Below are 26196 nucleotides of genomic sequence, written 5' to 3'. Positions count from 1 at the left end.
ACAACACGTAGTACCGCCGGAGACGGCCCAAGGACACCGCGGGCGGCCGTCCCGCCGGACAGATACATCACCGTTCGATCGGCGCGACACCTACCCAGTGGCGACACCGTCGATCGAGCGAGAGCAGTCAACAGCTACGATGAGTCAGACACAGACACACGACGATCCACGAGACACCGTTCACGCCGTCCTCGAGCGCGCCCGGACGCGGCTCGACCGCGAGGGCGACGGGGACGTCCTGACAGACGAAACGTTCGCGGACCTCGTCGCGGAGGCCGACCACGCCCTCTACGACGGGGCCTCCACCGAGGAGATCTACGAGGCCGCCACCGACGCGCTGACCGCGCGCGTCGAGCGCGATCCGGCCTACAAGCGCGCCGCCGCCGACGTCTTCCTCCAGAAGTACTTCCGCGAGGTCGCGGGCGAGGACGTCACCGGCTTCGAACGCGACCGCCTGTATCGAGAGACGTTCCGGGAGAACGTCGCCGAGATGGTCGATCGCGAGATCCTCGACGAGCGCATGGTCGAGAACTTCGACCTCGAACGCCTCGCCGACGCCCTCGAACCGGAGCGCGACGAGACGTTCGAGTACATGGCGCTCGACACGCTCTACCAGCGCTACTTCCTCAAGACCGCCGACGACGAGCGCATGGAGCTTCCGCAGGCCTTCTGGATGCGCGTCGCGATGGGTCTCGCCCTCGAGGAGGACGAGCCGAATGAGCGCGCCGAGGAGTTCTACGGCGTCCTCTCGAAACTCGAGTTCACACCCTCCTCGCCGACGCTCTTCCACGCGGGCACGACGCATCCGCAGCTCTCCTCCTGCTATCTCACGACCGTCCCCGACGATCTGGAGGGGATCTTCGACGCGTACAAGGAGCACGCGAAGCTCTCGAAGTGGTCGGGCGGTCTCGGCAACGACTGGACGAACGTCCGCGCGGCCGGCGCGCGCATCTCCTCGACGGGCGTCGAGTCCACCGGCACCGTCCCGTTCCTCCGCATCTCGAACGACGTGACGGGCGCCATCAACCGCTCCGGGAAGCGTCGCGGCGCCGCCGCGGCCTACCTCGCCGCGTGGCACGCCGACTACCCGGACTTCCTCGACCTGAAGCGGAACACGGGCGACGAGCGCCGGCGCACCCCCGACATGAACACGGCCGCGTGGGTGCCGGATCTGTTCATGGAGCGCGTGCAGAACGACGAGTCGTGGACGCTCTTCTCCCCGGACGAGGTGCCGGAACTCCACGAGACGTACGGCGACGAGTTCCGCGAGCGCTACGAGCGCTACGAGGAGCAGGCCGAGAACGGCGAGATCGACGAGTACGAGGTCGTCGACGCCGCGGACCTCTGGCGCAAGACCCTCACTCGGCTGTTCGAGACCGGCCACCCGTGGATCACGTTCAAGGACCCCTGTAACATCCGCTCGCCGCAGGATCACGCGGGGACGATCCACTCCTCGAACCTCTGCACGGAGATCACGCTGAACACGAGCCAAGAGGAGACCGCGGTCTGCAACCTCGGGAGCGTCAACTACGAGACGCACGTCGAGAACGCGGAACTCGATCGCGAACGCCTCGCCGATACGATCGAGACCGCGATGCGGATGCTCGACAACGTCGTCGATCTCTGCTTCTACCCGACGGAGAACGCGGAGCGCTCCAACATGCGCCACCGACCGATCGGGCTCGGGACGATGGGCTTCCACGCCGCGCTGATGGAGTGCGGGATCGCGATGGACGGACAGGAGGCGATCGAGAAGGCGAATCGCTGGCAGGAGTTCGTCTCCTACCACGCCATCCTCGGATCCGCGGAACTCGCCGGGGAGCGCGGCACGTACGACTCCTTCGAGGGCTCGAAGTGGGATCGCGGGATCCTCCCGCAGGACACCGTCGATCTCCTCGAGGAGGAGCGCGGTCGCGAGATCCCGACCGACAGGGAGGAGACGATGGACTGGTTCGTCGTCCGCGAGGCCATCGAGGAGCACGGGATGCGCAACTCGAACACGATGGCGATCGCGCCGACCGCCACCGTCTCGACGATCAACGGCACTTCGCCCTCCATCGAGCCGGTCTACTCGAACCTCTACGTGAAGTCGAACATGAGCGGCGACTTCACCGTCATCAACGACCGCCTCGTCGCCGACCTGAAGGAGCGCGATCTGTGGAACGAGGAGGTCCGCGAGCGGATCAAGTACCACGACGGCTCGATTCAGGAGATCGACGCGATCCCGGACGAACTGAAGGAGCTGTACCGGGGCGCCTTCGAGATCGATCCGCGCCACCAACTCGACCTCACCGCCCACCGGGGGACGTGGATCGACCAGTCGGTCTCGCACAACGTCTTCTTCCCGAGCACGGACGGGAGCCTGCTCGATAACGTGTACACGCGGGCGTGGGAGATGGGTGTGAAGTCCACCTACTACCTGCGGACGCTCGGGGCGAGCCAGATCGAGAAGTCCACCCTCGACATGGACGAGTACGGCAAGACGCAACACCGCGGCAGCGACGCGGAGGCCGCCGCGGACGGCGGTGAGGGAACCGACGGTTCGCGAGGAGCGTCGGAGACCCGGTCCGACGGCGGACGCGCCCGCGACGCCGACGGCGAAACCGAACTCTGCGCCGTCGAGGATCCGACCTGCGACGCCTGCCAATAGAACTCATGTCTGTCCTCAACATCGACGACGACGGTCACGACCCGAACAAGATCCTGCCCATCGACTACGACTGGGCGCGCGAGTACTACGAGGCCGGCGTGAACAACAACTGGGTGCCCGAGGAGATCCCGATGCAGGACGACATCGCCCAGTGGCAGGGCGACGAACTCTCCGAGGCCGAGCGCCGGCTCGTCGAGTGGAACCTCGGGTTCTTCTCGACGGCCGAGTCCCTGACGGCGAACAACATCGTCCTCGCCATCTACGACTACGTCACCGCGCCCGAGTGTCGCCAGTACCTCCTCCGGCAGGCCTACGAGGAGGCGATCCACACGGACACGTTCATCTACTGCTGCGACAGCCTCGGCTTCGAGCCGGACTACCTCTACGGGATGTACGACCGCATCCCCGCCATCGAGGCGAAGGACGAGTACGTCGTCGACCTGACGCGCGCCGTCGACGACCCCGACTTCACCCTCGACACGGAGGACGACGTCCGCGAACTCCTTCGCGACCTCGTCGGCTTCTACGTCGTCATGGAGGGCGTCTTCTTCTACGCCGGCTTCGCGATGATGCTCGGGCTGAAGCGCCAGAACAAGATGGTCGGCGTCGGCCAGCAGTTCGAGTACATCATGCGCGACGAGTCCCTCCACGTCGGCTTCGGCGTCGACCTCATCGGGCAGATCCGTACGGAGCACCCCGGTGTCTGGACGGACGACTTCGAGGCGGAGGTCCGCGAGATGATCACCGAAGCCGTCAACCTCGAACAGATCTACGCCCGCGAGGCCTGCCCCGACGAGGTCTTCGGCATGAGTCCCGAGCAGTTCGCGGAGTACGTCGAGTACGTCGCGGATCGCCGCCTCGGCCAGCTCGACATGGACGAGGAGTACGGGACGCCCAACCCCTTCCCGTGGATGAGCGAGCAGGTCGATCTGAACAAGGAGAAGAACTTCTTCGAGACGAAGGTCACGGAGTACCAGTCCGGCGGCAGCCTCGACTGGTGAACAAACCCCGGGGTCAAGTGGTTCGAGAGACTCCGTCTCTCGTCATCACGGAAGACTCCGTCTTCCGAGCGACCCCGGGGCTTCCTGCTTCCACGACGCGCTTTGCATCCACCGGAGTGGACACAGGGAGTGCAGTCTCCACAGGCATTGAATCGGAGCGTCCCGCCCCTACTGCCAGCAACTCGTGACGTCGGCGGACCGACCGATCGACCGCGTCGGCCGTCAGAACGCCCCGCTGACGATGGATTCGACCCGCGCGCGATCGAACAGTTCCGCGTCCCGGTCGAACTCGTCGGGGTAGAGTTGCCACGCGGCGCGCTCCGTCCAGACGAGGTTGATGATCGGTCCCTGATAGAGTCCGCCGCCGCGATAGACGTCGCCGTTCTGCACGGCCGTAAGCTCGCTCGCCGTCTCGTGGTCCGTCATGAACGCGAGTACGGAGTCCTCGAATTCGTCCCGACTCATTCGCTCGAACTGACCGGTGCCGCCCCAGAGGAAGAGCTTGTCCGGGTCGGCGTCGAGCAGCGCCTCGTAGTCGATGGTGCTCCCGGACTGGGAGAAGTCCGCGATACCGGCGGCGGTGAGCGCGCTCGACGCGCCGAGGTCGCGGTACTGCTTGTATGCCGTCCCGTCGTTCATCGGATAGGGGTAGAACGTCGTCGCTCCGCCGAAGTGGTCATCAGGATGCCGATGCTCGGGCGCTCGCTCTCGGCCGGGAGGCGGGACTGCACGTCGTCGAGGAACGACTCGTGGAGGGACGCGAACGCCTCGTAGCGCTCGCGCTGCTGGAAGACCGCCGCGAGCGTCTCGAACTCCTCGTAGAGCGAGTAGTACCGATATCCGTCGTGCCACCCGTAGGCGTGCGTGAAACCGGTGTTCCCGAAGAAGGGTCCGACGTCGTCGGCGATCTGCCGGATGTCCGATCGCGTCCACTCCGAGCGACTCGTGATGAAGTTCGGATCGATGACGTGGACGTCGGCGCCGACGGAGTAGAACAGTTCTTTGTCGAGACCGCCGCTCGGCCAGAGCATCGTGACGTCGTCGGCGTTCACGTCGATCCCGTCGAACTCCTCGTAGACCTCGGTGTGGTAGCGATTCGGCGTGACGAGCGCCGCGGGGGCGTCCCGCCCGAGTGCGATCGCCATGTCCGCCCAACTGCCGTTGCTCGCGACCCACGTCTCGGGCACGGACTCGAAGGTGACGTCGCCGACCGGCGCCATCGAGACGGCGTGGGGTCCGCCGTCGCTCGCTTCGCTCGTCGTGCTCGTCTCGCCGGTCCCGGTCGTCGTACTCGCGGTCGTGCTCGTCGATTCCCCGTCCGTCCCGCCGCTACAACCGGCGAGCAGCCCGCCGCCGACGAGGGCGCCGGTCCCGACGAGGTAGTCGCGTCGCGTCCGCGTTCGTTCCGCCATATGTTTTAGGTCGCCCTAAAACAATAAGTCACCTCCGGTTCCGTCCCGATCCGTCAGCTCTCGCACACGTCGTCGAGGAACGTGCGGAGCGCGTCGCTCACGACGGCCGGGCGTTCGAGGTTCGAGAGGTGGCCGGCCTCGGGCACGCGCACGAGATCGCGTCCGGGAGACCGTCGGCCGTGCGTTCGGCGCGTTCGATGTCGAAGACGTCCTCCTCGCCGTGGACGACGAGCGCGGGGACGTCGATCTCGTCGAGGCGCGCTTCGACGCCGTCCTTCTCGTACCACGCGCCGTACTCGTTCGCGACGGCGTCGCCGGGGTAGGTCTCCCAGCGTTCCGCCCACGCCTCGAGGAGTTCGGGTTTCTCCTCGCGGGTGGTCTCGCTCGTGACGCGTTCCGCGACCTGTCGGGCGAGCGTGCCCGGAACGAGGTCGCTCTCGCGGAGGTCGGTGACGATGCGCTCGTAGGCGTCGCGCTCCGCGTCGGTCGTCGGGCCGGCGGGCGCGTCGATGAGGACGAGACCGTCGATGCGGTCGGGGTAGTCGAGCGCGACCCGGAGCGCCGTGAAGCCCCCCACGCTCATGCCGACGAGGACGCAGGAGTCGATCCCCTTGCCGTCCATGAGTTCGACGCAGTCGGCGGCCAGATCGTCGAGGTCGTAGTCGCCGACGTAGGCGTCCGTTCGCGCGCGGGAGTCGTAGGCGATACAGCGGTAGTCCGGGGTCAGCTCGGCCACCTGCGGGTCGAACATCGTCCGGTCCATGAACGTCCCGTGCGCGAAGACGACGGCGGGACCCGAGCCGCGGTCGTCAGCGAGGACGTCGGTGCGGCGTCGGAACAGCTCCGGATGTGCGGGCATACGTCCGATCGAAGGGGTGGGGGGTACACGAAAGTGGTGGGCGACGCGCCAGTAGCGTTTAGCCTCTGCGGTGAGGGCGGTAAGCCCCTCGCGAAGACGCCGCATCAAGGCGGTCGCCGACGACGGCTGTGAGCGCGTCGAACTCCCCACGCACATACTCGTCGTTAACTGGCTCGCCGTCGCGCCACGCGACCGTGCGCAGCGCACCATGGCCTGTGAAGGGACGCGTCGGGCCGGCTCCCGGCCTTCACGCGTCGCGTTCTCGCTCCTGCGGGCGCTTCTCGGTCGAGCGAAAGGTGTCGGGTTCGTCGACGAGACCCCACGCCGCGCCGACCGAGTGGACGGCGATGACGAGCGGGTAGAGCGGGACGGCGAGCCAGTGGTGGAGTCCGATGTCGTCGTAGTAGCGCCAGCCGCGGACGAACCAGACGAGCGCGTAGACGAACATCCCCCACGAGAGGACGTGGAACAGGTGGACGCCGGGCATCGAGCCGGGGAGGTAGCCGACGATCAGGAGGAGGAGGGGCGCGACGGGGGAGAACGCCCACGTGACGTTCCGGAAGGCGTAGAGCGCCCAGTAGTGCCGCGGGAGGACCGGTTCGTCGCGGAGACCGCCGGAGAGCCAGCGGCGTCGCTGCCCGATCAGCTCGCGGATCGACGGCGGGGCCTGATTCCGGAAGCGATCCGGGGTGACGACGTACTCCGCGTCGTGTTCGAGGACGGCGCGCCAGACGAAGACGGTGTCCTCGATGAGCGTCGGGTAGTCCCACGTCACCTCGTCCTCGATCGTCGCGCGGACGGCGATCCCGCCGCCCCACGCGTACAGCGGGACCTCGGGGAGACCGAAGCCCCGCTGTTCGGCCTGATAGCCGATGCGGACGAGTTCGCACCAGAACGAGAGCGTCGATCCCGTGTACTCGGGCCACTCGCGGAACTGGACGACGTCCGCGTCCGGGAACCCCTCGAACGGCCGAACGTGGGAGTCCTCGTCGAGGAAGAGGACGAACTCGCGATCGCAGGGGACGTTCCGGCGCGCCCACTCCAGCGCGCGCCCTTTATCGGAGGCCCGGCACTCGAACTCGTCGGGGACGGCGTGGACGGTCGCGCCATCGATGTCGAGTGGTTCCTCGGCGATGACGTGTCGGTCGCCGGGTGCGACGTTCCACGGGAGCGCGTCGACGGTCTTCTGAACGACGGCCTCCGCATCGACCGTGAGGACGCGTACCTGACAGTTCTCGGGATCGGAGACGGCCGCTGGGGGGTCGTAGTAGCGCCACGATTCGAGGACCTCGTACGTCCAGAAGAGCGTCGCGAAGCCGTAGATCCCGAGGAAGGCCCACAGCGAGGCGTACGCGATCGGCCGCAGGACGTGCGCCACGAACGGATGGACGTCGCCGTGGAGGACGACGACGGTGGCGACGGCGAGCGCGAGGGCGAACGCGCCGGCAATGAGTCTGTCCGGAGCGAACGGGGACGCACGCATCGGTTCCCAAAGCGTTCGAGCGCGGGTGATATGAACGGTGCGGCCGCGGGAGCGACGTGTCCGACGTGTCGCCCGTCGGCGAGCGTGGGTGGGCGCTACATCGACGGCTCGGGGAGATCGTCGCCGACGGAGCGTAGCGCGGTCCCGACGAGCAGGACGGTGCTCAGCGCCGCCGTCCAGAGGACGAGGTGGACGAACGCGAGCACGATGCCGTCGGCGGTGAGCGACAGCGGCGTTCCGACGGCGAACGTGATCGCCTGTACGAGGAGGAGCGCGGAGATGGCGGCGACGGCGGCGTCGGCGAGTCGCCACGGGAACGGGCCGTCACCGAGGCTTCGGGCGGCGAAACTGACGGCGAAACAGCACGCGGCGACGGCGACGACGGCGGCGACGCCGAGTCGGGGCCACGTCCCGAAGAGGTCGGGGACGAGCGCCGCGACGACGAAGTAGCAGCCGAACGCGGCGACGACGACGGCGGCGACCGCCGCCGCGGTGCGCCGCGACGCGACGGGTCGGAGGTCCATGCCCGTCGTTCGGCGGCGGCGCTGTTAGGCGGTCCGGTTCGGATTTCGCGCATCACTCCTGCGCTTCGAGAAGCTCCTTGTAGCGCGACCGGATGGTGACGCGCGCGACGTTCGCGACCTCGCTCACCTCGGCCTGCGTCACCGAGTGGTTGGTGAGGCGCGCGGCGGCGTAGACGGCCGCGCCGGCCATCGTCGTCGGACTCTTGCCGCTGTGGACGTTCGCCTCGATGGCGCCGTCGAGGAGTTCACGGGCGCGTCGCGCCGTCTCGCCCGGCAGGTCGAGGTCGCTCGCGTAGCGCTCGACGTACTCTCGGGGGTCCGTCGGCGGCACTTCGAGACCGAGTTCGCGACTCACCTGCCGATAGGCGCGCTGGACGCGGAGGCGATCGACGCGCGAGACGGTCGCGACTTCGTCGAGGCTGCGCGGGACGCCGGCCTGTCGCGCGGCCGCGTAGACGCTCGCGGTCGCGACGGACTCGATGGAACGCCCGCGCAGGAGGTCCTCGTCGAGCGCGCGCCGGTAGACGACGCCCGCGGTCTCGCCGACGTTCTCGGGGAGTCCGAGCGCGCTCGTCATCCGCTCGACCTCGCCGAGCGCCTGCTTGAGGTTGCGCTCTTGGTCGTCGCGGGCGCGAAAGCGCTCGTCCCACTTACGCAGTCGGGCGAGCTGACGGCGTTTCCGCCCGCTGAGTCGCTTCCCGTAGGCGTCCTTGTCCTGCCAACCGATGACGGAACTCAGCCCCTTATCGTGCATCAGGTTCGTGGTCGGGGCGCCGACGCGCGAGCGACTCTCGTCGCCGCCGTCGTTGAACGAACGCCACTCCGGGCCGCGATCGACGACGTCCTCGTCGACGATGAGTCCGCACTCGCGACAGGACACCTCGCCGCGCGCGTCGTCGCGTTCGAGCGCGGCCCCACACTCCGGACAGGCGTCCGTGCGCTCGGTGGTCGTCTCGTTCGCTTCGCGTTCTCGGCCGACGGCCGTGGTCGTTGCTTGCATCGTAGGTCACCCAACGCTCGCGTATCTGAGGCGAGACACCCCTGCCACATAGTATCGCGACCCGGTTCCCACGACGTGAGAATCGGATACGTGCGATGTATTGGCACGGGATATCACCGGCGGACGCCGATCCGAACGCAACGACTATGGGTCACAACGACGAACCCACGAACCGCGATGCCCACGTGTGACCGCTGCGGTGGCTCGCCACGACAGATCTGGAAATACACCGACGTCGACTTCGACGGATACGTCTGTGCCGACTGTCACCCGACAGTCGACGACGGAATCGCGTTCGTCTCCTGACGCGCCGATCGCGGTCTCTCGTTTCGCCGGTCTCGTCCGAGACGACCCGACACCCACAAGAGTGCGCGTCACCGAGTGTGCGTGACTACGAAACGATGACGGGCACGTCTGTCTCCATTCCGGAGGTACGGCACATATGAGCGATCTCGACTTCGATCCGCTCTCGTACGACGAACTCCCGCCGGAGCGCCGCCCGACGCTCGCACAGGCGCTCGTTCCCGTCGTCGGGATGCTCGTCTTCCTCGGGGCGGGCCGACTCGTCTTCGGTCTCGACCCGCAGTTCCCCCTCCTGCTCGGCGTCGCCCTCACCGCGCTCTGCGCGCGCCGATGGTTCGACCTCGACTGGCGCGACCTCTACGACGGCGCCGCGGACAGCATCACGATGGGCTTGCAGGCCGTGCTCATCCTCTTCATCGTCTACGCGCTCATCTCGACGTGGATAGCCGCCGGCACCATCCCCGCGATCATGTACTACGGTCTCGGAGTCCTCACGCCGAAGGTGTTCCTCCCCGCGGCCTGCATCCTCGCGGCCGTCGTCTCCTTCTCCATCGGATCGTCGTGGACGACCGCCGGCACGCTCGGCGTCGCCTTCATCGGCATCGGTCACGGTCTCGGCATTCCCGCGCCGATGACCGCGGGCGCCATCCTCTCCGGGGCGTACGCGGGCGACAAGCAGAGTCCGCTCTCCGACACGACGAACCTCGCCGCCGCCGCGACCGAGACGGAACTCTTCGAACACGTCGACGCGATGCGCGTCGGCACCGCGATCGCCTTCGTCGTCTCCGTCGTCGCTTACGCCGCCCTCGGACTCCACGCCGGCGGCCACATCCCCGCCGGGCAGGTGAACACCATCCGGAGCGCGCTCGCCGGGAGCTACGACGTCGGTCTCGTCGTTCTCTTCCCGCTCGTCCTCACGTTCGCGCTCGCGCTCTACGGCGTCCCCGCGCTTCCATCGCTCGGCACCGGCGTCTTCGCCGGGATCCTCACCACCGTCGTCTTTCAAGAGGGATCCGTTGTCACGACCGACCCCCTCGCCTTCCACAGCGCGCCCGTCACGCACGCCGTCACCGCCGCGCAGTCCGGGACGAGTCCCTCGACGGCGTCCGACCTCGTGAACAGCCTCCTCTCCTCGTCCGGTCTCGTCGGCGCGTCGTGGGTCGTCACCATCGTCCTCGCGGCGCTCGCGCTCGGCGGAATGCTCACCCGCGCGGGCGTCCTCGCCGCCGTCGCGCACGCCATCGCCGAACGCGCGCGCAGCGTCGGCTCGCTCACCGCGACGACGGCCGTCACCGCGTTCGCGATGAACGTCCTCGCCGCCGATCAGTACATCAGCATCGTCGTCCCCGGCATGACCTACCGCGGTCTCTACGAGGACTTCGGTCTCGACTCATCGAACCTCTCGCGGGCCGTCGAGGCCGCCGGCACCACCACGAGCGCGTTCGTCCCGTGGAACTCCGGCGGGGTCTACATGGCGGGCGTTCTCGGCGTCGTCCCGCTCGGCATCGGCGTCGCCGGCTGGGGGTACGCGCCCTACTACTTCTTCGGCTTCCTGAGTCCCGCCATCCTCCTCGTCATGGGGTTCACCGGGTGGCGGATCCGCACGACGGACGGCGTCGAGACGCCACGCCCGGGGGCGGCTGAAGAGGCGGAGTGAGGCGACACACTCCTCCTCCGTCCCCCGGGGACACCACTCGGACGACGAATGGTCCGAACGGCCTCCAGACGCACCCTCCAGACGCGCCCTCCTCCGCGGCGAGCGATCGTGTCGGTTCACGGCGCACACGGCAAGCGGGTCGCCGCGGGAACGACCATTTGGGCGCTCCCCCGTCAGCCATCGGATGCGTTGTGGCCGACCTCCCGGCGTATACTTAAAACGCATTCGATATCAGGGTAAAGCATGTCCCCGAGGGACACGAACCCCGATCTATGGGAGAGGAGGGGACGATGCCGGTGGTGCTGGTGACGGAGGACGATCCGGACCTCCGGGCGCTGTACGCGACCCGGCTGGAGGGCCGGTACACCGTCCGAACCGCCGGGACCGTGGCGGAGGCGCTGGACGCCGCCGACCCGGCCGTCCGCGTCGTCGTGCTCGATCGGCGCCTGCCCGACGGCGACGGACTCGACTACCTCCATCGGTTCGACGAGCTGACCGACGGCGCGCTCGTCGCCGCCGTCACCGGCGTCGATCCCGAACTCGAGGTCGCGACCGTCGACATCGACGACTACCTCACCAAGCCCGTCGACGCCGAGCGCCTCGTCGAGACCGTCGACGCGCTCGACGAGCGTCACACCTACGAGCGCGACGTCGCGCGCTACTACGCGCTCGCGGCCCGGCGCGCCGCCCTCGAAGACGTACACGATCCCGGCACCCTCCGCGACGACGAGCGGTACGCCGAACTCCTCGACGAACTCGACGACCTCCGCGCGAGCGTCACGCCCTCGCCCGCCCTCGTGCAGGACCACGAGCGCACCTGCGCGATCTACCGCGATCTCGCCGTCACCGACTGACCGGAACGGCGGACACGGTGGGGTCGAGCGGAGTGTGGGGACACCGCAACGCGGACACGCCGCAACGCGGACACACCGGTTAAATGGGACGCCGCCGTACGGCCGTTCATGACAGACGCAGCGACGCTCGGGTCGTCGTTCACCGAGCGGACCGAGGTCCTGATGCCGAACGACACCAACCACCTCGGGCGCGCCTTCGGCGGGCGCATCCTCGAGTGGATGGACGTCGTCTCCTCCGTCGCCTGCCGGCGCTTCGCCGGCCATCAAGTCGTCACCGCCAGCATCGACCACGTGGACTTCCACGCGCCCATCGCGACCGGCGACGTCGTCACCGTCGAGTCGTACGTCTTCGACACCGGGAACACGAGTCTCACCGTCCGGACCACCGTCCGCGCCGAGGACCCCGAAGTCGACGAGGAGTGGGACGTCACCACGGCCTTCTTCACCTTCGTCGCCGTCGACGACGACGATCGCCCGGTCTCCGTCCCGAGCCTCGACTGCCCGAGCGAGGACGAACGCGCCCTCCGCGAGCGCGCACTCGACGAACGCCGCGACCACCGCGAAGCCCTGATCGAACGCCTCGGAGACGAGGGCGCCAGCGAATAGCACAGCGCACAGCGAGACGCGTCTCGCTCACGGCATCTCACCGCGCGTCTCCGCGATCCCGCGACCTCGTCGACCGCTGTCGCACGGCGAGCGAGCGCGCTCCGAGAACGGGGACGGAGGCCGGCCCACAGCGTCAGCGCGCCCGTCGCAGCGCGGCGACGACGACCGCGGCGAGGAAGAAACAGACCGCGATCGCGACGACGGCGTCGAAGTACGACAGTCGGGCGATCACCGCGCCGAGGACGACCGGCGCGAGCGCGCCGCCGATCGGGAGGCCCGTGTAGACGAGACCGAAGCTCTTGCCGGTGTCCTCGGCGCCCGAGAGCGCGTTCGTGATGCGATCGCGCGCCGGGAGCGAGACGCCGAATCCGATGCCGGCGACGGCCCACGCGGCCACGAACGTCGTCGCTTCGAGATCGAGCGTGACGCCCACCCCGAGCACGAGCGCCGACCACGCGAGACCGACGACGATGATCGTGAAGACGTCGTACCGATCGGCGAGCCACCCACCGATGAGGACGAACACGGCGGTCACGGCGAGGAACGCGGTCAACGCCGTGTTCCCGACGACCGTCGAGAGACCGAGGCGATTCACCGCGAACGCCGTCGTGTACGTCTGCATGCCGGTGTCAGAGAGCGTCACGAGCAGGAAGAACGCGAACATCCCGGCGACGAGGGGGCGCTTGAGCAGCGCGACACTCCCGAGGATCGACCCTCCATCGTTCGACGCGTCGTCGGCCGCCGTCTCGCGGAGCACGCGCCGATGGATCGGCGCGAGCGCGACGGCGAGAACGCCGGCGTAGACGAGACCGGCGACGCCGAGCGCGATCAGCGCCGTCCGCCAGTCCGCGAGCGCCGCGATACCCGTGGTCAGCACGGGCGCGGCCGCGAAGCCGACGAAGCCGCCGAAGGAGTGGACGCTGAACTGCTTGCCCTCGCTCGAGGCGTCGCCCGCGGCGTCGAGGAGCGCGTAGTTCGCCGGGTGGAACGGCGACTGGCCGATCCCGGAGACGAACGCGCACGCGAGCACCTGCAGGTACGACGTCGCGAATCCCGCGGCACCGATGCTCAACGCGGTCAGCGCGAGACCGCCGACGACGACGCGCTTCCCGCCGACGCGGTCGACGAGTTCGCCGGACGGCACCTGACAGAGGAACTGCGCGACGAAGATGAGCGTCACACTCACCGCGAGACGCGTCACCGAGACGTCGAACGTCCCCGCGATCAGCGGGAACAGCGGCGGCAGCGCGAGCAGGAAGACGTGCGAGACGAAGTGATCGGCGCTCACGAGCGCCGTCACGCCGAGCGGCCCGGACGCGCGCCGCGTCATCGCGCTCTGAGGGAGGCGACTCCAGCACGATACCGTCGTTCTATCGCTATCGACATATCGGTCGGTAGCGTCGTCCCCCACCTAAGGGTTGCTGTCGGTCGATCGGTCGTGTTAAGGGGGAGGATGAGGCGGTCGAGTTCCGAGCGTCTATGCCAGAATTCGACCGCCTCATAAGCGGGGTTCTGAGGTTCGGTGGACTCGTCCCTCTCGATGGTATCGCTTTGAACGACCGACACGACTGCCTCGATGAAGCGGTAGATTCGCCGGGCAGAATCCGGACGAGCCTACAGCACCGAGTACGGCTCGTCCGGATCGTACCTCCTGAACAGGAGGCTGTTCGAGAGCACGCTGACGCTGGAGAACGCCATCGCGCCCGCGGCGAGCGCGGGCATCATCAGCCCGAGCGAGGCGAGCGGGATGAGGACGGTGTTGTAGCCGAGCGCCCAGAAGAGGTTCTGCTTGATCTTCCGGAGCGTCGCGTCCGAGATGTTGACGGCCTTGAGGACGTCCTCGGGGTCGTCGCGCATCAGCGTGACGTCCGCGGCCTCGATGGCGACGTCGGTCCCGGAGCCGATGGCGGCGCCGACGTACGCGGCGGCGAGCGCGGGCGCGTCGTTCACGCCGTCGCCGACCATCATCGCGCGCGAGCCGTCGGACTGGATGGACTCGACGGCGTCCGCTTTCTCGCCGGGGAGGACTTCCGCGCTGACGTTCTCGGCGGGAATGCCGAGTTCGTCGGCGACGGCGCGCGCCGTCCGCTCGTTGTCGCCCGTGAGCATTCGCACCGTCTTCCCGCGCTCCTGCACGCCGGCGACGGCGCGCTTCGCGGACTCCTTCACGGTGTCCGCGGTGGCGAGCACGCCCGCGAGGCGCCCGTCGATGGCGACGAGCATCGCCGTCTTCCCCTCGCGCTCGAGTCGGTCGCGGGCCTCGGCGGCGGCGTCGACCGCGATCCCGCGCTCCTCGAAGAGACCCGGGTTGCCGACGAGCACCTCGCGGCCGTCCACGGTCGCGCGCACGCCCTTCCCGGGGACGTTCTCGAAGTCGTCGGGCGTCGCGAGGTCGAGACTGCGCTCCTCCGCGCCATCGACGATGGCCTCGGCGAGCGGATGCTCGCTCCCGGACTCGGCGCTCGCAGCGGCGTACAGCAGGTCGGTCTCGGGATCGGCGAGCGTCGCGCTCTCGTCGCCCTCCGCGGTCGCGACGGCACCGCCGCCGTCAGCGCGCGTTTCGCCCGCCGGATCGCCGCCGTCCGCGGCGGCGCTCCGATCGAGCGCGACGACGTCCGTGAGCGTCATCTCGCCCTCGGTGAGCGTGCCGGTCTTGTCGAAGACGACGGTGTCGACGTCGCGGACGCGCTCCAAGACGTCGCCGCCCTTGAACAGGACGCCGTTGGTCGCGCCGATCGACGTCCCGATCATCGTCGCCGCGGGCGTCGCGAGACCGAGCGCGCACGGGCACGCGACGAGCACCGCGGAGGCGAAGACGACGACGGCGAACTCGAAGACGCTCACCGCCCCGCCGGCGACGACGGGACCGCCGCTGACCAGTCCCCAGAGGGGAAGCCACTGGACGAAGCCCGCGAGCGTCGCGGGGAAGGCGTACCAGAGGACGCCCCAGACGAGGGCGTTCCCGATGACCGCGGGGACGAAATACGCCGAGATACGGTCGGCGAGGTTCTGCACGTCGGGCTGGCGCGACTGGGCCTCGCGGACCGTCTCCACGATCTGCTGGAGCGCCGTCTCCTCGCCGACCTTCGTCGCCTCGACGACGAGTCGGCCGTTCTCGTTGACGGTGCCGCCGACGACGTCGTCGCCGGACGTCTTCCCGACCGGTTCGGACTCGCCCGTCACCATCGACTCGTCCACGGCGGACTCGCCCTCCACGACGACGCCGTCCGTCGGGACCTTCTCGCCGGGCTTGACGACGAGGTGGTCGCCGACCTCGACCTCGGAGAGTTCGACCTCGCGCTCCTCGCCGTCCGCGACGACGCGCGCGGTGTCGGCCTCCATCTCGAGGAGGGACTGGATGGCCTCGCCCGCGCGGCTCTTCGAGCGCGCTTCGAGGTAGTTGCCGAAGGTGATGAACGTGAGGATGAAGACGGCGCTATCGAAGTACGTGCCGCCGGCGACGACGCCGAGCAGCGTCGCGATGCTGTAGACGTAGGCCGTCGAGGAGCCGAGCGCGATCAGCACGTCCATGTTCGCCCGGCCGTTCCTCACGACCGCCTTGTACGCGTTCTCGTAGAACTCCCGTCCGAGGAGGTACTGGACGGGAGTCGCGAGGACGAAGCCGACGAGCGCCATCGGGAGATCGGTGCCCGGGATCGTCGCCGGGAGGGCGTCGGGCGCGAACAGCCCTTCGAGCATCAGCGCGAGCAGGGGGACCGCGAACGCCGCACCGAACAGCGCGAGGTTGCGCTGTTTGCGCGTCTCGGCGCGTCGCGCGGCCGTCGCGGCGCTCTCACCGTCGTCGCTCTCCCCGTCGCCGCCCGCTTCCTCGCGGACGGGCGAGTAGCCCGCGCCCTCGATGGCGTCGTAGAGGTCGCCCATCGACGCCGTCGCGGGGTTGTACCTGACGCGAGCCTCATCAACCGCGAAGTTCACGTCCGCGTCGATGACGCCCGGTGCGTCCAGAAGCGCCTCCGACACCGTCTGCGAGCAGTTCGCACACGACATGTCGGTGACGGTGACCGTCACCGCCTCGTCGATCGGCTCGTACCCCGCGTCCGCGATGGCGTCGTAGACGGCCGCGAGCGACACCGACTCGGGGTCGTACTCGACGCTCGCCTCGTCGGTCGCGAAGTTCGCGTTCGCCTCGCGCACGCCGTCGAGGGCGGAGAGGGCGTCCTCGATCGTCGCCGAACAGTTGGCGCAGGACATCCCTTGGACGTCTATCCGCTCGGTTCTCGTCATGGTAGTCCCAACGGTCTCCACGTTCAACCGACTTGCCGTTACGAGACGTAACCGAACGGGCGCGGGAACTTCGATTTCCGAAGCGCCGGCGCGCGATGTGAACGGTCGCGACGGCCGGCATCGACGTCTTCGAGTACCACTGCGTCTTCGAGCGCCCCCGCTTCGCCGCCGGCGTGGATCGTTCCGCGATCGGATCGACGGATCGCCCTTCCACGGCTCCGAGCTTCCCGTACGACGGGTGTCTCCGGAGTCGAGTCGATATCCGTACCTTTTTCTTTAGGCTCCCCTAAACGGGGTGTATGTCATCATCGCGTCGTTCGTCTCGGGTCGAGCGTCCGGTCGACTCGGACGACCACGATGCCCGGAACGTGCCGACGACTGAGACGCCCACGGTCAACTGCCGCGAACTCCACTCGGAGCGACGCGTCTTCACGGAAGACGGGAACAGCGACGGCTGGATCTCGACGGATCTGACCGTCACGCCCGAACCGTAGGAGGAGGGGAGAACGGAAGGGGAGAACCGGAGGAAGGGTGGTTCCGTTCTGGCGACTCGTCCGCGCTCGTCACTCCTCCGCGCGGACGAGCGTGTCGTCCGCGAGGAGCTTCTCGACGTCGTGGGCGTCCTCCTCGATGGTCCGCAGGTGCTCGCGGAGGATCTCCACGGTCGTCTCGTCGCCGACGTCCTGTGCGAGTTCGACGTGCTCGCGCATCTGTGCGACGAGGATCGCGTACGCCTCGAGGTCGTTTCGGATCGAGGGGCGAAGCGCGTAGACGTCCGCGCCCTCGATGCGCATCGGGGCGTGCTGGCGGATCCCCATCGGGCCGTTGACGGGGACGCCGCCGAGCGCGTGGACGCGGATCGCGATCTCGTCGGTCGCCTCCGAGAGGCGGTCCGCGGCGTCCTCGAGGAACTCGATCACCGGCCGGACCTCCGCGCCCTCCATCGTCCAGTAGTGCTTGCGAAGCTGATTGAACAGGATGTACAGCCCGGAGAGATCGGCGTTGAGCGCCTCGACGACGCGCGCGGCGTCGGCTCGATCGAGGCGAAGCTCGTTGTCGCCGACGGTGTCCCACTCCCGTCGAAGGGCGTCCTCGCCGGGGTTGCGGAGGTGTGGCGCGCTCATCGCGTCATCCCCCCCGTGACGAGCGTATCGTCTTCGAGGAACTCCTCGATGTCGTTCGCGTCCTCCTCGAGCACTTCGAGGCGATCCTGCAGGAGTTCGACGGTCGCCTCGTCGCCGAGTTCCTTCGCCAGCCCGACGTGCTCGCGCATGCTCGCGACGAGCGTGGCGTAGCCCTCGAGGTCGCCCTCGAGGGACGCCCGGAGGTCGAAGTGATGTTCGGCCTCCAAGTGGACCGGCGCGTACTCCTGCAGGTTCGGTGGCGTGCTCGCCGGAACGCCGCCGAGCGTGGCGATGCGCTCCGCGAGGTCGTCGTTCAGCTCGCGCGCGCGTTCGTATTGCTCTTTCAGCACGTCGGCGACGTCCTCGTGCTCGGCGCCCTCCGCGATCCAGTAGTGCTTGCGCAGGACGTAGAACAGATTGAACGCGCCGGCGTGGTCGGCGTTGAGCGCCTCGACCATCCGTGCGGCGTCCTCGGGATCGAGCCGGACGGCGTTCTCCGTGATCGTCCCCCACTCCTGACGGACGGCCGCGCCGTCGAGCGCGCGCACCAGACGCCCGGTCCGTGACTCTGCCATCGTGTTCAGTTGGTCGCGCTCTCGAGGACGAGAGTGTCGTCTTCGAGGTAGTGGTCGATGTCGTGGGCGTCGTCCTCCAGCTCTTCGAGGACGTCGCGCAGGAGCTCGCTCGTCGCGTAGTCGCCGAGGTCCTCGGCGAGCGCGACGTGGTCGCGGACCGACTCGATGATGTCGCCGTACATCTCCCGGTCGTTCTCGAGCGAGGTGCGGATGTCGTAGACGTCCTCGCCCTCGAAGTCGACGGGCGCGTGCTCCCCGAGGGCGGCCGGGCCGCTCACCGGGACGCCACCGAGCGCCTGAACCCGCTCCGCGATGTCGTCGGCGGCGTCCTCGGCCTCCTCGGCGCGGTCGCCGAGGAACTCGTGGAGGTCGTTGAACTCGGCACCCTCGACGTTCCAGTGGTGCTTGCGAAGCTGGTGGTACAGCACGTAGGACGCGGCGAGGTCCGTGTTGAGCGCTTCGACGATCTGCTCGGCCTTCCCCCGATCGAGTCGCAGCGCGTTCTCCTCGACGGTACCCGCTTCGCGACGGACTGTCTTCTGGGTGCTCATCGTGGTAGCAACAAGGCGCCCCACGTAGTTAAATGTTTTCTCCATAGAGAATATTTTTTCACCCACCCTAAATTTAGGTTCTCCTAAACCGAATTAGATGTGCGTTGGCGCTATCCCGTCCCGTCGCTCAGTCGTCCAGCGGGTCCCCGATCGCGACCTCGATCGGGGTGTCGCCGGCGAGCACCTCGAACGTGAGGTCGTACGTGCTCGCCATCGGGAGCGCCGCGACGAGCGTCGCCGCGGTGTCCTCGCGCGGGACCGTCGCGCTCCCGATCGAGGTCCGCATCCGTCCGAACGTGACCCGTGCCGTCCTCGTCCGTCAGCGACCCCGGTCGGACGATCGTGTGCGTGAGATCGCTCTCCCGCAGGTACGCGTCCGCCTCCGCCCCCGCCTTCGCCCGGAGGTACTCGCGGAGACCCTCCGAACTCTCCGCGGGCGACTCCGCGTTCTGGTGACGTCCTCGCCGCTCGAACCCGCCGCGAAGATCACGGCGTCCCGACCGGCGACCGCGTCGGCGAGCGAGTCCGGATTCGTCACGTCGCCCCGGACCGGCGTCGCACCGAGCGCGTCGATCCCGTCGTCGAACGCGGGCTTTCGCGCCAGTCCGTACGCCTCGTGGTCGTCGTGCTCCGCGAGCAGGCGCGTGACGTGTTGGCCGACCGCGCCGTGCGCGCCCGCGACGAGTCCGTCCATGCCGACGCTGACTGCGGCGCATCCAAGAACGCTGTGCCCGTTCGAATCCGCCACTCCACGCGCGTCGCGAGACGTCCATACCGGCGTGCCCGCCGGAGGCCCCCGAACTCGGCCGTTGAGAACTGGACGGCGTCTCGCGCGCGAACGGCACGGAGACGATCGAACCCACCGGGGACTCGACCACCGGCCGCGCCGTCAACGGTGACGGCCGCGCCATCGAGAACGCCACGTCTCGCGTCGTGCTCGCGTCGTGCTCGCGTCCGGACGCGGAACCGACCGGAGCGCGGCGTCACCGGCGGGTCAGCGCGCATGAACGCGACGCGGGACAGCGAGACAGCCGACACCGCTCGCAGCCGGTACGGGGGCCGAACGCGGGACGCCGCCACGCGTCGACCCGTGACTCTCGGTCCGCGGACGCACGGCGAGTGGACGTGGACGCTCGTCGGGCACTGAGACGTCGGAGCCGCCGCTGGCCGGCGTGAAAGAATGGGGACGGGGAGAAACGAGAAGCCGCGTTACTCGTTCAGCTGGACGATGTTGCCGTTGCGGGAGATGTGGAGGTCCTCGCCGACGGTGTACCCCTTCGACTCCGCGAGGTCGACGTACGGCGCGATGCCGCTGAGGGACTGGTGGGCGGGGATGATGTTGTCGGGGCGGACGGCGTCGAGCATCTGATAGTGGCCCTCCTCGCGGAGGTGGCCGGAGACGTGGATCTCGTCGTAGATGCGTGCGCCCTGCATCTTCAGGAGCTTCTCGGCGGCGTATCGCTGACCCTCGTTCGTCGGCTCCGGGATGACCCGGGCGCTGAAGACGACCTTGTCGCCCTCGTCGAACTTGAACGGCGTCTCGTCGCGCGCCATCCGGGTGAGCATCGCGCGCGGCTCGCCCTGATGGCCGGTGACGACCGGGAGGAAGTTGCCCTTCCCCTCGTTCATGATGCGCTTGAAGGCGCGCTCGCGCGAGCGCCGATGGCCGTAGATTTCGAGGTCGTCCGGGATCGGGTAGCCCAGATCACGCGCGGTGTTCGTGTACTTCTCCATCGAGCGCCCGAGGAGGATGGGCTTGCGGCCGATCTCCTTCGCGAACTCGACGAGACTGGAGACGCGCGAGACGTGACTGGAGAACGTCGTCGCGACGATACCGCCCGTGTAGTCCTCGAAGCTCTTGAGGGTGTCACGGAGGTGCTCGCGCGCGAGCGACTCGCTCGGCGTGCGGCCCTTCCGGCCCGCGTTCGTGCAGTCCTCGATGTAGGCGAAGACGCCCTCGTCGCCAAGTTCGCGGAAGCGCTCCATGTCGAAGGGATCCTCGAGCACGGGGTTGTGGTCGATGCGCTTGTCCAGCCCGTAGATGACCGCGCCCTCGGGCGTGTGAAGAACGGGGCTGACGGCACCGACGATCGAGTGTGTGACGTGGACGAACTCCATATCGACCTCGTCGCCGATCTCCATCGTCTCGCCGCCCTCCATCTTGATGAGTTCGTTGTCGACGTCGAACTTCGACTCGTCCTCGATCTCCTGTCGGACGAGTTCGATCGTGAACGGCGACCCGACGATGGGCGCGTCGTAGCGGTGCGCGAGCTTCCCGATCGCGCCGATGTGATCGAGGTGGCCGTGCGTCGGCACGATGGCCTTCACGTCGCCCTCGAGTTCGCTCATGACGCGGTCATCCGGGATGGCGCCCATGTCGATCAGGTCGAGGCTGTGCATCTGCTCCGTCCGGACGTCGTCGTGAATGAGGACCTGCGAGAGGTTGAGTCCCATGTCGAAGACGACGATGTCGTCGCCCGCACGGACGGCAGTCATGTTGCGGCCGACTTCCTGATAGCCGCCGATTGTCGCGATTTCGATTTCCATGTGTATGGGCCGATCAATGCGTTCCAGCGGCGACGCATCCGACCGACGACGACGCACAGCCCATCCGACCACCGCGGTCGAACATGGCGGTGCGTCCCCGACGAGCGCGTCGTCGCGGACCGCACGTCTTTCGGATATGCGTACAGAGGGGACCGGGACTTAAGAGCTTCCGGGTTCGATTCGCCGCCGCGACACCGGTTCCGACGCACTCGGCCCGCGCCAGCCGACGAGCGACGATGCGACGCGGTCCGTCGTCCTCACGATCGGTATTCTTCGCAGTGCGATCCACGGACGCGCCCACGACGCGACTCGCGCGCGCGCGTCGGACACGTCGGACCGAGACCGTCGCCGACGTCGGGGCGCAGTTCGACGACCGCGTCCACGAGGACGCGATTGCGCGGCGCTCGACGGGCGGCCGGTCACGACACCCCGGGATCACCGAGCGGAGAGGGGAAGGGTTAGGTCGGAGCAGGTCCCTCGTCGAGACACGACGCTGACACGCGATTCAGCGCGGCGCACTCGACGATGCAACCGACACGCACCTATCGGACGAACCGGGATCTCTTCTCGAATCACTATCTCGACGACCATCTCCGGGAGACCGAGCCGTGGCTGTCGGTCGACGACGACGCCGTTCGCGACGCCTACGAGTCGATCCGCGACCTGTGGGCGGAGAAGGGCGACCGCGTCGCCGACTACAACGAAGCGCAACTCGAACGGAACGTCATCCGGCCGGTCTTCGACGTTCTCGGCGTCCCGTTCGAGATCGAGGAGACGGTACAGCGGAACGCGCGCCGCCCCGACTACGGCTTCTTCCCGAGCGCCGAGGCGGCCGACGCGGCGTTCGACCGCGAGGACTTCTACGCGGAGGCCGTCGCCGTCGCCGACGCGAAGCGCTGGGGGCGAAAGCTCGACACGCGCGGCGAGGAGAAACGCGACTTCGAGAACCCCAGCTACCAGATCCACGCCTACCTGCAGGAGACGCCGGTCGAGTGGGCCGTCCTCACGAACGGGAAGCGGTGGCGACTCTACTACGGGCCGACGAGCCACCGCCTCGACTCCTACTACGAGATCGACCTCTCCGCGCTCCTCGACGGCATCGAGAGCGGCGACGCCGATCTGGCGGACTTCAAGGACTTCTACTGCTTCTTCCGCCACGAGGCCTTCCTCCCCGACGCCTCGGGCGAGTGCTTCCTCGACGACGTCCACGACGAGTCGAGCGTCTTCGCGGAGGCGATCGGCGAGGACTTGCAGGACAACATCTACGAGGCGATCCGCACCCTCGCCGCGGGGTTCCTCGACCGACACGACGACCTCGATCGCTCGGATCTCGATCTCGTCCACGACAGCTCGCTCATCTACCTCTACCGGCTGATCTTCGTGCTCTACGCCGAGAGCGAGGGGCGCGACCTCCTCCCCACGGACAACGACATCTACGCCGACAGCTACGCGCTCAACGACCTGAAGCGCGAGGTCGCGACGAAGCGCGACGAGACGCGCCAACACTACCAGCCGTGGCAGACGACGCTCTGGGACACCCTCGACGAACTCTTCGAACTCATCGATCAGGGGAGCGCGGCGAAGGACATCGACCCCGACACGCTCTCCGTCCCCGCGTACAACGGCGGGCTGTTCCGCACCGACCCCGACCCCGACGACGGCGCGGAGGCGCGCTTCCTCGCCGCCCACGACGTCGGTGATCGGCACCTCGCGGCCGTCATCGACCTCCTCGCGCGTCGCGAGGCCGACGACGACGGCGACGGCGAGGTCAACGGCGACGACGGCCGGGTCTTCGTCGATTACTCCTCGCTCGACGAGCGCCACCTCGGGTCGATCTACGAGGGCCTGCTCGAATACCGCCTCGACGTCGCGGACGAGCCGCTGACGCTCGACGACGGCGAGTACGCCCCCGCCGACGCGGACGACGCCGTCGCGGTCGAGGCGGACGACGTCTACCTCCGCACGGACGCCGGCGAGCGCAAGGCCACCGGGTCGTACTACACGCCCGAGTACGTCGTCGAGTACATCGTCGACGAGACGCTCGGCCCGCTCGTCGACGACATTCGCGAGGACCTCCTCGCACAGGACCCCTTCGAGCAGGCCGGCGGTGGGCAGTTCGCCGAGGAGTTCGCCGAGCGCGTCTTCGACTTGACGGTGCTCGATCCCGCGATGGGATCCGGGCACTTCCTCGTGAACGCCGTCGACTACCTCGCGCGCGAGATCATCGACGCCCAAGAGCGCCAAGACCAGCAGGCCGCCGCGGCCGGCGACGACGCGCGCATCAGCGACCCCACCACCGAGGAGGGCGAACTCCGCGACATCAACTGGGCGCGCCGGAAGGTCGCCCAGCGCTGCCTCTACGGCGTCGACCTGAACCCGCTCGCGACCGAACTCGCGAAGGTCTCGCTCTGGCTGCGCACCCTCGCCGCCGAGCAGCCCCTCGCCTTCCTCGATCACCACCTCAAAACGGGCAACTCCCTCGTCGGGAGCGACATCGAGGACGTCCTCGGCGACGCCGAGGGGGACGACACCGACGCCGGCCAACTCACCCTCCAGCAGTCCTTCGATCACACCCGCCAGCGCGCCTTAGAGCACGTCATGGAGCGATTCACGGACCTGCTCGCCATCGACAACGAGACGCTCTCGGACATCAAGGAGATGGAGGCCGTCTACGAGGACGTCCGCGACGACGCGCTCTACCAGCGCCTGCTCGCGATGGCGAACGTCCACACCGCCGCCGAGTTCGGCCTCGACGTCCCCGACGACGCCGAAGAACGCATGGCCGAAGCCCTCCGCGACGACGCGTGGGCCGACATCGACGAGCAGGACTGGTTCCGGAGCGCGCAAGCGATGGCCGAGGAGGAAGCCTTCTTCCACTGGGAACTGGAGTTCCCCGTCGCGTTCTACGGCGAGGACGGCGAACGATTGGCGGACGCCGGGTTCGACGCCGTGATCGGGAATCCGCCGTATATATCCATTGAGAATGTAGAGCAGAAGACAATAGACTATCTCAAAGACACGTATCCATCAGCGGAATATGGACGTATAGACGCATATATCCCATTTCTTGAGTTGTCAATAGATTTGACGGCTCAAGGGGGGGTTCATCGATGATCGTTCCCGATAAATGGCTAGTCTCAGATTATGGGGAAATATTACGTGAAGACATATTGAATAACTATATTCTGGACGAACTCTGGGATCTGAGAGACGCAAATGTGTTTGATGGAGTAACGAACTCTCCAGTAGTCGTTCGTGTAGAAAAGGAGCCGCCAAACAGATCTATAACGCAGTTTAAATCAGGGATTGAGCGAAGAGAGGCATATACTTGTCCCCAGTCAATATTCAGGGAAACATATGAAAACAAGATAATTATAGGATTGTCAGAGGAAAAAGCGGACATACTGGATCAAGTTGAAATCGACTCGGAGCGTGTTGGGGAGTTCTCATATGTTAGTTTCGGTGCTCAACCGGGCTCCCTCAGTAAATTCGTTTTTGGGAATGAGGCTGAGGCACTCGAAGGAGCACGCGATCTAGGGCACACAGAACGACCAGATTCTATGATCAAGCCGTTTATTCGGGGTCGTAATATTGAACGTTTCAGGATTGACTACGATGGCGAATATCTGGTATATGCTATGGATGAATTACACCGACCTGCCTTTCCGGAGCTATTTGAGAATGATAAAGCAGTTGTTAGTGAGATTTCGAATGATTTGAAAGTAGCATGCGATAACGATGAAATGTACGGAAATGAAAAGGTTGTCTTTGTCGTTCGGGGTTCCGATCTCACAGAAATCCCAGAAGAAATCAGAAATCGGCGTTCGATTCCAAACGTCGATACGATTTCTGAATTTGGTAAGGATATAGACATTCGATATCTCACTGGCATACTGAACTCAACACTTCTTGAATTTTATTTTGAGTACTCAGTAAGCGATGGATTGAACGTTTATCCAGATGACGTTAGACACTTGCCAATTGCGAAGGCCGATAGTCAAGACCGGCTCACAGAGGAAGTGAAAACAATCTCCGACCTGAAACGCCGCCGCCACGCCCTCAATCTCTCCCTCCTCGACTACCTCGGCAACTACGCCGACGGCCCCGCGCTCCCGGACGTCGGACTGTATCAGCCGACGTCCGCGAACGTCCTCGACGCGACGACGGAGGACTACGAGAAGCTCCGCGTCGGCGACGTCCGGACGCGACGCGACGGCCGGACGGTGACGATCGAGGCGACGGCGCGCTACAAGCCCGACGACGAGGACGCCCACGAGACGGACCAGTGGGGGTACACGGAGACCGACTACGTGGAGGCGTTCGCGCTCGCGGACCTCGAGGAGACCGCGGCCGCGCTCGTCGAGGCGTTCGTCCCCGTCGCCGTCGAGAAGGCCGACGGCTTCGCGGGCTTCCGCGATAACGCGACGAAGACGAACTCGCTCGTGGATCGCCTACAAGCCGTCACGCTCCCCGATCCCGACGACGTGGCGGCGGACCTCGAACGCTACGCGGAGACGAAGGCCCGCGCGGACGACCTCGACGCGAAGATCGAACAGACGGACGCGCTCATCGACGAGATCGTCTACGACCTCTACGGGCTGAGCGACGAGGAAATCGAGATCGTCGAAGAGGCGGTCGGAGAGTAGCGTCGTCCCCGTCGCCGAGCGACGCGAGGCGCTTTCCCGTCGAGCGTGGGGGAGGCGATGGTGCGACCGACACACCAGATACCGAGTGACCCGCGTGTCGAGAGTGAAGTGCTCACCATCGATCAGGCACACACCAGATACCGAGTGACTTCGGGATCA

General features: G+C 67.2%; 18 protein-coding genes and 5 pseudogenes. 9 read left to right on the top strand and 14 right to left on the bottom strand.

All coding sequences use genetic code 11. From position 1 onward, the window contains the following. Nucleotides 1–139 precede the first annotated feature (139 nt). Complete coding sequence (locus AOZ13_RS01790; RefSeq protein ID WP_020221292.1) at nucleotides 140–2650, top strand: ribonucleoside-diphosphate reductase subunit alpha; 2511 nt, start codon at nucleotides 140–142, stop codon at nucleotides 2648–2650. Nucleotides 2651–2655: 5 nt separating this feature from the next. Continuing rightward, nucleotides 2656–3651, top strand: a complete 996-nt coding sequence (locus tag AOZ13_RS01785; protein WP_020221291.1) for a ribonucleotide-diphosphate reductase subunit beta — start codon at nucleotides 2656–2658, stop codon at nucleotides 3649–3651. 13 nt (nucleotides 3652–3664) lie between these two features. On the opposite strand, the pseudogene AOZ13_RS14705 reads toward AOZ13_RS01785, so the two are convergent. The 7 genes and pseudogenes from AOZ13_RS14705 to AOZ13_RS01760 form a co-directional block, all read right to left on the bottom strand. After that, nucleotides 3665–3823 (bottom strand): annotated as a pseudogene (locus AOZ13_RS14705) (RNA-guided endonuclease TnpB family protein); the annotation flags it as partial. A gap of 50 nt (nucleotides 3824–3873) precedes the next feature. Further along, nucleotides 3874–5063 (bottom strand): annotated as a pseudogene (locus tag AOZ13_RS01780) (ABC transporter substrate-binding protein). A 97-nt stretch (nucleotides 5064–5160) separates the two neighbouring features. Continuing rightward, entirely contained in the window at nucleotides 5161–5922 is a 762-nt protein-coding gene (locus AOZ13_RS01775; protein WP_021779644.1) for an alpha/beta fold hydrolase, read from the bottom strand. Between the two features lie 58 nt (nucleotides 5923–5980). Further along, nucleotides 5981–6133, bottom strand: a pseudogene (locus AOZ13_RS15375) (DUF6735 family protein); the annotation flags it as partial. 36 nt (nucleotides 6134–6169) lie between these two features. After that, nucleotides 6170–7405 carry a glycosyltransferase gene (locus tag AOZ13_RS01770; protein WP_021779643.1) on the bottom strand — a complete coding sequence of 412 codons (1236 nt, stop codon included), beginning with the start codon at nucleotides 7403–7405 and terminating at the stop codon, nucleotides 6170–6172. A gap of 95 nt (nucleotides 7406–7500) precedes the next feature. Further along, nucleotides 7501–7929, bottom strand: coding sequence for a hypothetical protein (locus AOZ13_RS01765; RefSeq protein ID WP_021779642.1), 429 nt, complete (start codon nucleotides 7927–7929; stop codon nucleotides 7501–7503). A 52-nt stretch (nucleotides 7930–7981) separates the two neighbouring features. Then, nucleotides 7982–8929, bottom strand: coding sequence for a transcription initiation factor IIB (locus AOZ13_RS01760; protein WP_021779641.1), 948 nt, complete (start codon nucleotides 8927–8929; stop codon nucleotides 7982–7984). 177 nt (nucleotides 8930–9106) lie between these two features. Here AOZ13_RS01760 and AOZ13_RS15195 point away from each other — a divergent pair, with 177 nt between their 5' ends. The 4 genes from AOZ13_RS15195 to AOZ13_RS01745 all read left to right on the top strand — a co-directional run bounded on the left by AOZ13_RS15195 (nucleotide 9107) and on the right by AOZ13_RS01745 (nucleotide 12349). Next, on the top strand, nucleotides 9107–9235 hold the full coding sequence (locus AOZ13_RS15195) for a hypothetical protein (RefSeq protein WP_020221933.1): 129 nt from the start codon (nucleotides 9107–9109) through the stop codon (nucleotides 9233–9235). A 136-nt stretch (nucleotides 9236–9371) separates the two neighbouring features. Continuing rightward, nucleotides 9372–10889, top strand: a complete 1518-nt coding sequence (arcD, locus tag AOZ13_RS01755; protein WP_021779640.1) for an arginine/ornithine antiporter ArcD — start codon at nucleotides 9372–9374, stop codon at nucleotides 10887–10889. A gap of 272 nt (nucleotides 10890–11161) precedes the next feature. Further along, nucleotides 11162–11743 carry a response regulator gene (locus tag AOZ13_RS01750; RefSeq protein ID WP_021779639.1) on the top strand — a complete coding sequence of 194 codons (582 nt, stop codon included), beginning with the start codon at nucleotides 11162–11164 and terminating at the stop codon, nucleotides 11741–11743. A gap of 108 nt (nucleotides 11744–11851) precedes the next feature. After that, entirely contained in the window at nucleotides 11852–12349 is a 498-nt protein-coding gene (locus tag AOZ13_RS01745; protein WP_020221936.1) for an acyl-CoA thioesterase, read from the top strand. 133 nt (nucleotides 12350–12482) lie between these two features. Here the strand turns inward: AOZ13_RS01745 and AOZ13_RS01740 are convergent, their stop codons facing one another. Together AOZ13_RS01740 and AOZ13_RS01735 are read right to left on the bottom strand one after the other, a co-directional pair. Further along, nucleotides 12483–13679 carry an MFS transporter gene (locus AOZ13_RS01740; protein WP_020221937.1) on the bottom strand — a complete coding sequence of 399 codons (1197 nt, stop codon included), beginning with the start codon at nucleotides 13677–13679 and terminating at the stop codon, nucleotides 12483–12485. 284 nt (nucleotides 13680–13963) lie between these two features. Beyond that, nucleotides 13964–16594 carry a heavy metal translocating P-type ATPase gene (locus AOZ13_RS01735; protein WP_049933691.1) on the bottom strand — a complete coding sequence of 877 codons (2631 nt, stop codon included), beginning with the start codon at nucleotides 16592–16594 and terminating at the stop codon, nucleotides 13964–13966. A gap of 299 nt (nucleotides 16595–16893) precedes the next feature. On the opposite strand from AOZ13_RS01735, the gene AOZ13_RS01730 reads away from it, so the two are divergent. Then, the gene (locus tag AOZ13_RS01730) at nucleotides 16894–17088 is read left to right on the top strand and encodes a hypothetical protein (RefSeq protein ID WP_020220792.1); all 195 of its coding nucleotides are present in this window, start codon (nucleotides 16894–16896) and stop codon (nucleotides 17086–17088) included. 69 nt (nucleotides 17089–17157) lie between these two features. On the opposite strand, the gene dpsA (AOZ13_RS01725) is transcribed toward AOZ13_RS01730, so the two are convergent. The 5 genes and pseudogenes from dpsA (AOZ13_RS01725) to AOZ13_RS01705 form a co-directional block, all read right to left on the bottom strand. Further along, nucleotides 17158–17718: a DNA starvation/stationary phase protection protein DpsA gene (dpsA, locus tag AOZ13_RS01725; protein WP_020220791.1), complete on the bottom strand. Its 561-nt coding sequence runs from the start codon at nucleotides 17716–17718 to the stop codon at nucleotides 17158–17160. Further along, entirely contained in the window at nucleotides 17715–18293 is a 579-nt protein-coding gene (gene dpsA / locus AOZ13_RS01720; protein ID WP_049933690.1) for a DNA starvation/stationary phase protection protein DpsA, read from the bottom strand. The genes dpsA (AOZ13_RS01725) and dpsA (AOZ13_RS01720) overlap by 4 nt, the downstream gene beginning before the upstream one ends. A 5-nt stretch (nucleotides 18294–18298) precedes the next feature. Beyond that, nucleotides 18299–18844, bottom strand: a complete 546-nt coding sequence (gene dpsA / locus AOZ13_RS01715; RefSeq protein WP_020220788.1) for a DNA starvation/stationary phase protection protein DpsA — start codon at nucleotides 18842–18844, stop codon at nucleotides 18299–18301. A 127-nt stretch (nucleotides 18845–18971) separates the two neighbouring features. Continuing rightward, nucleotides 18972–19538, bottom strand: a pseudogene (locus tag AOZ13_RS15565) (NAD(P)H-binding protein). A 515-nt stretch (nucleotides 19539–20053) separates the two neighbouring features. After that, nucleotides 20054–21391, bottom strand: a complete 1338-nt coding sequence (locus AOZ13_RS01705) for a ribonuclease J (RefSeq protein WP_020220785.1) — start codon at nucleotides 21389–21391, stop codon at nucleotides 20054–20056. Nucleotides 21392–21916: 525 nt separating this feature from the next. Between AOZ13_RS01705 and AOZ13_RS15370 the strand changes: the two are divergent. Continuing rightward, nucleotides 21917–24627: pseudogene (locus AOZ13_RS15370) on the top strand (Eco57I restriction-modification methylase domain-containing protein); the annotation flags it as partial. Between the two features lie 324 nt (nucleotides 24628–24951). Beyond that, nucleotides 24952–26037, top strand: coding sequence for a TaqI-like C-terminal specificity domain-containing protein (locus AOZ13_RS15845; RefSeq protein ID WP_449404295.1), 1086 nt, complete (start codon nucleotides 24952–24954; stop codon nucleotides 26035–26037). Nucleotides 26038–26196: the final 159 nt, after the last annotated feature.

This window comes from Halarchaeum acidiphilum MH1-52-1 (assembly GCF_000474235.1).
GTDB classification, from domain to species: domain Archaea; phylum Halobacteriota; class Halobacteria; order Halobacteriales; family Halobacteriaceae; genus Halarchaeum; species Halarchaeum acidiphilum.
This window is presented reverse-complemented; position numbering and strand designations above follow the sequence as displayed.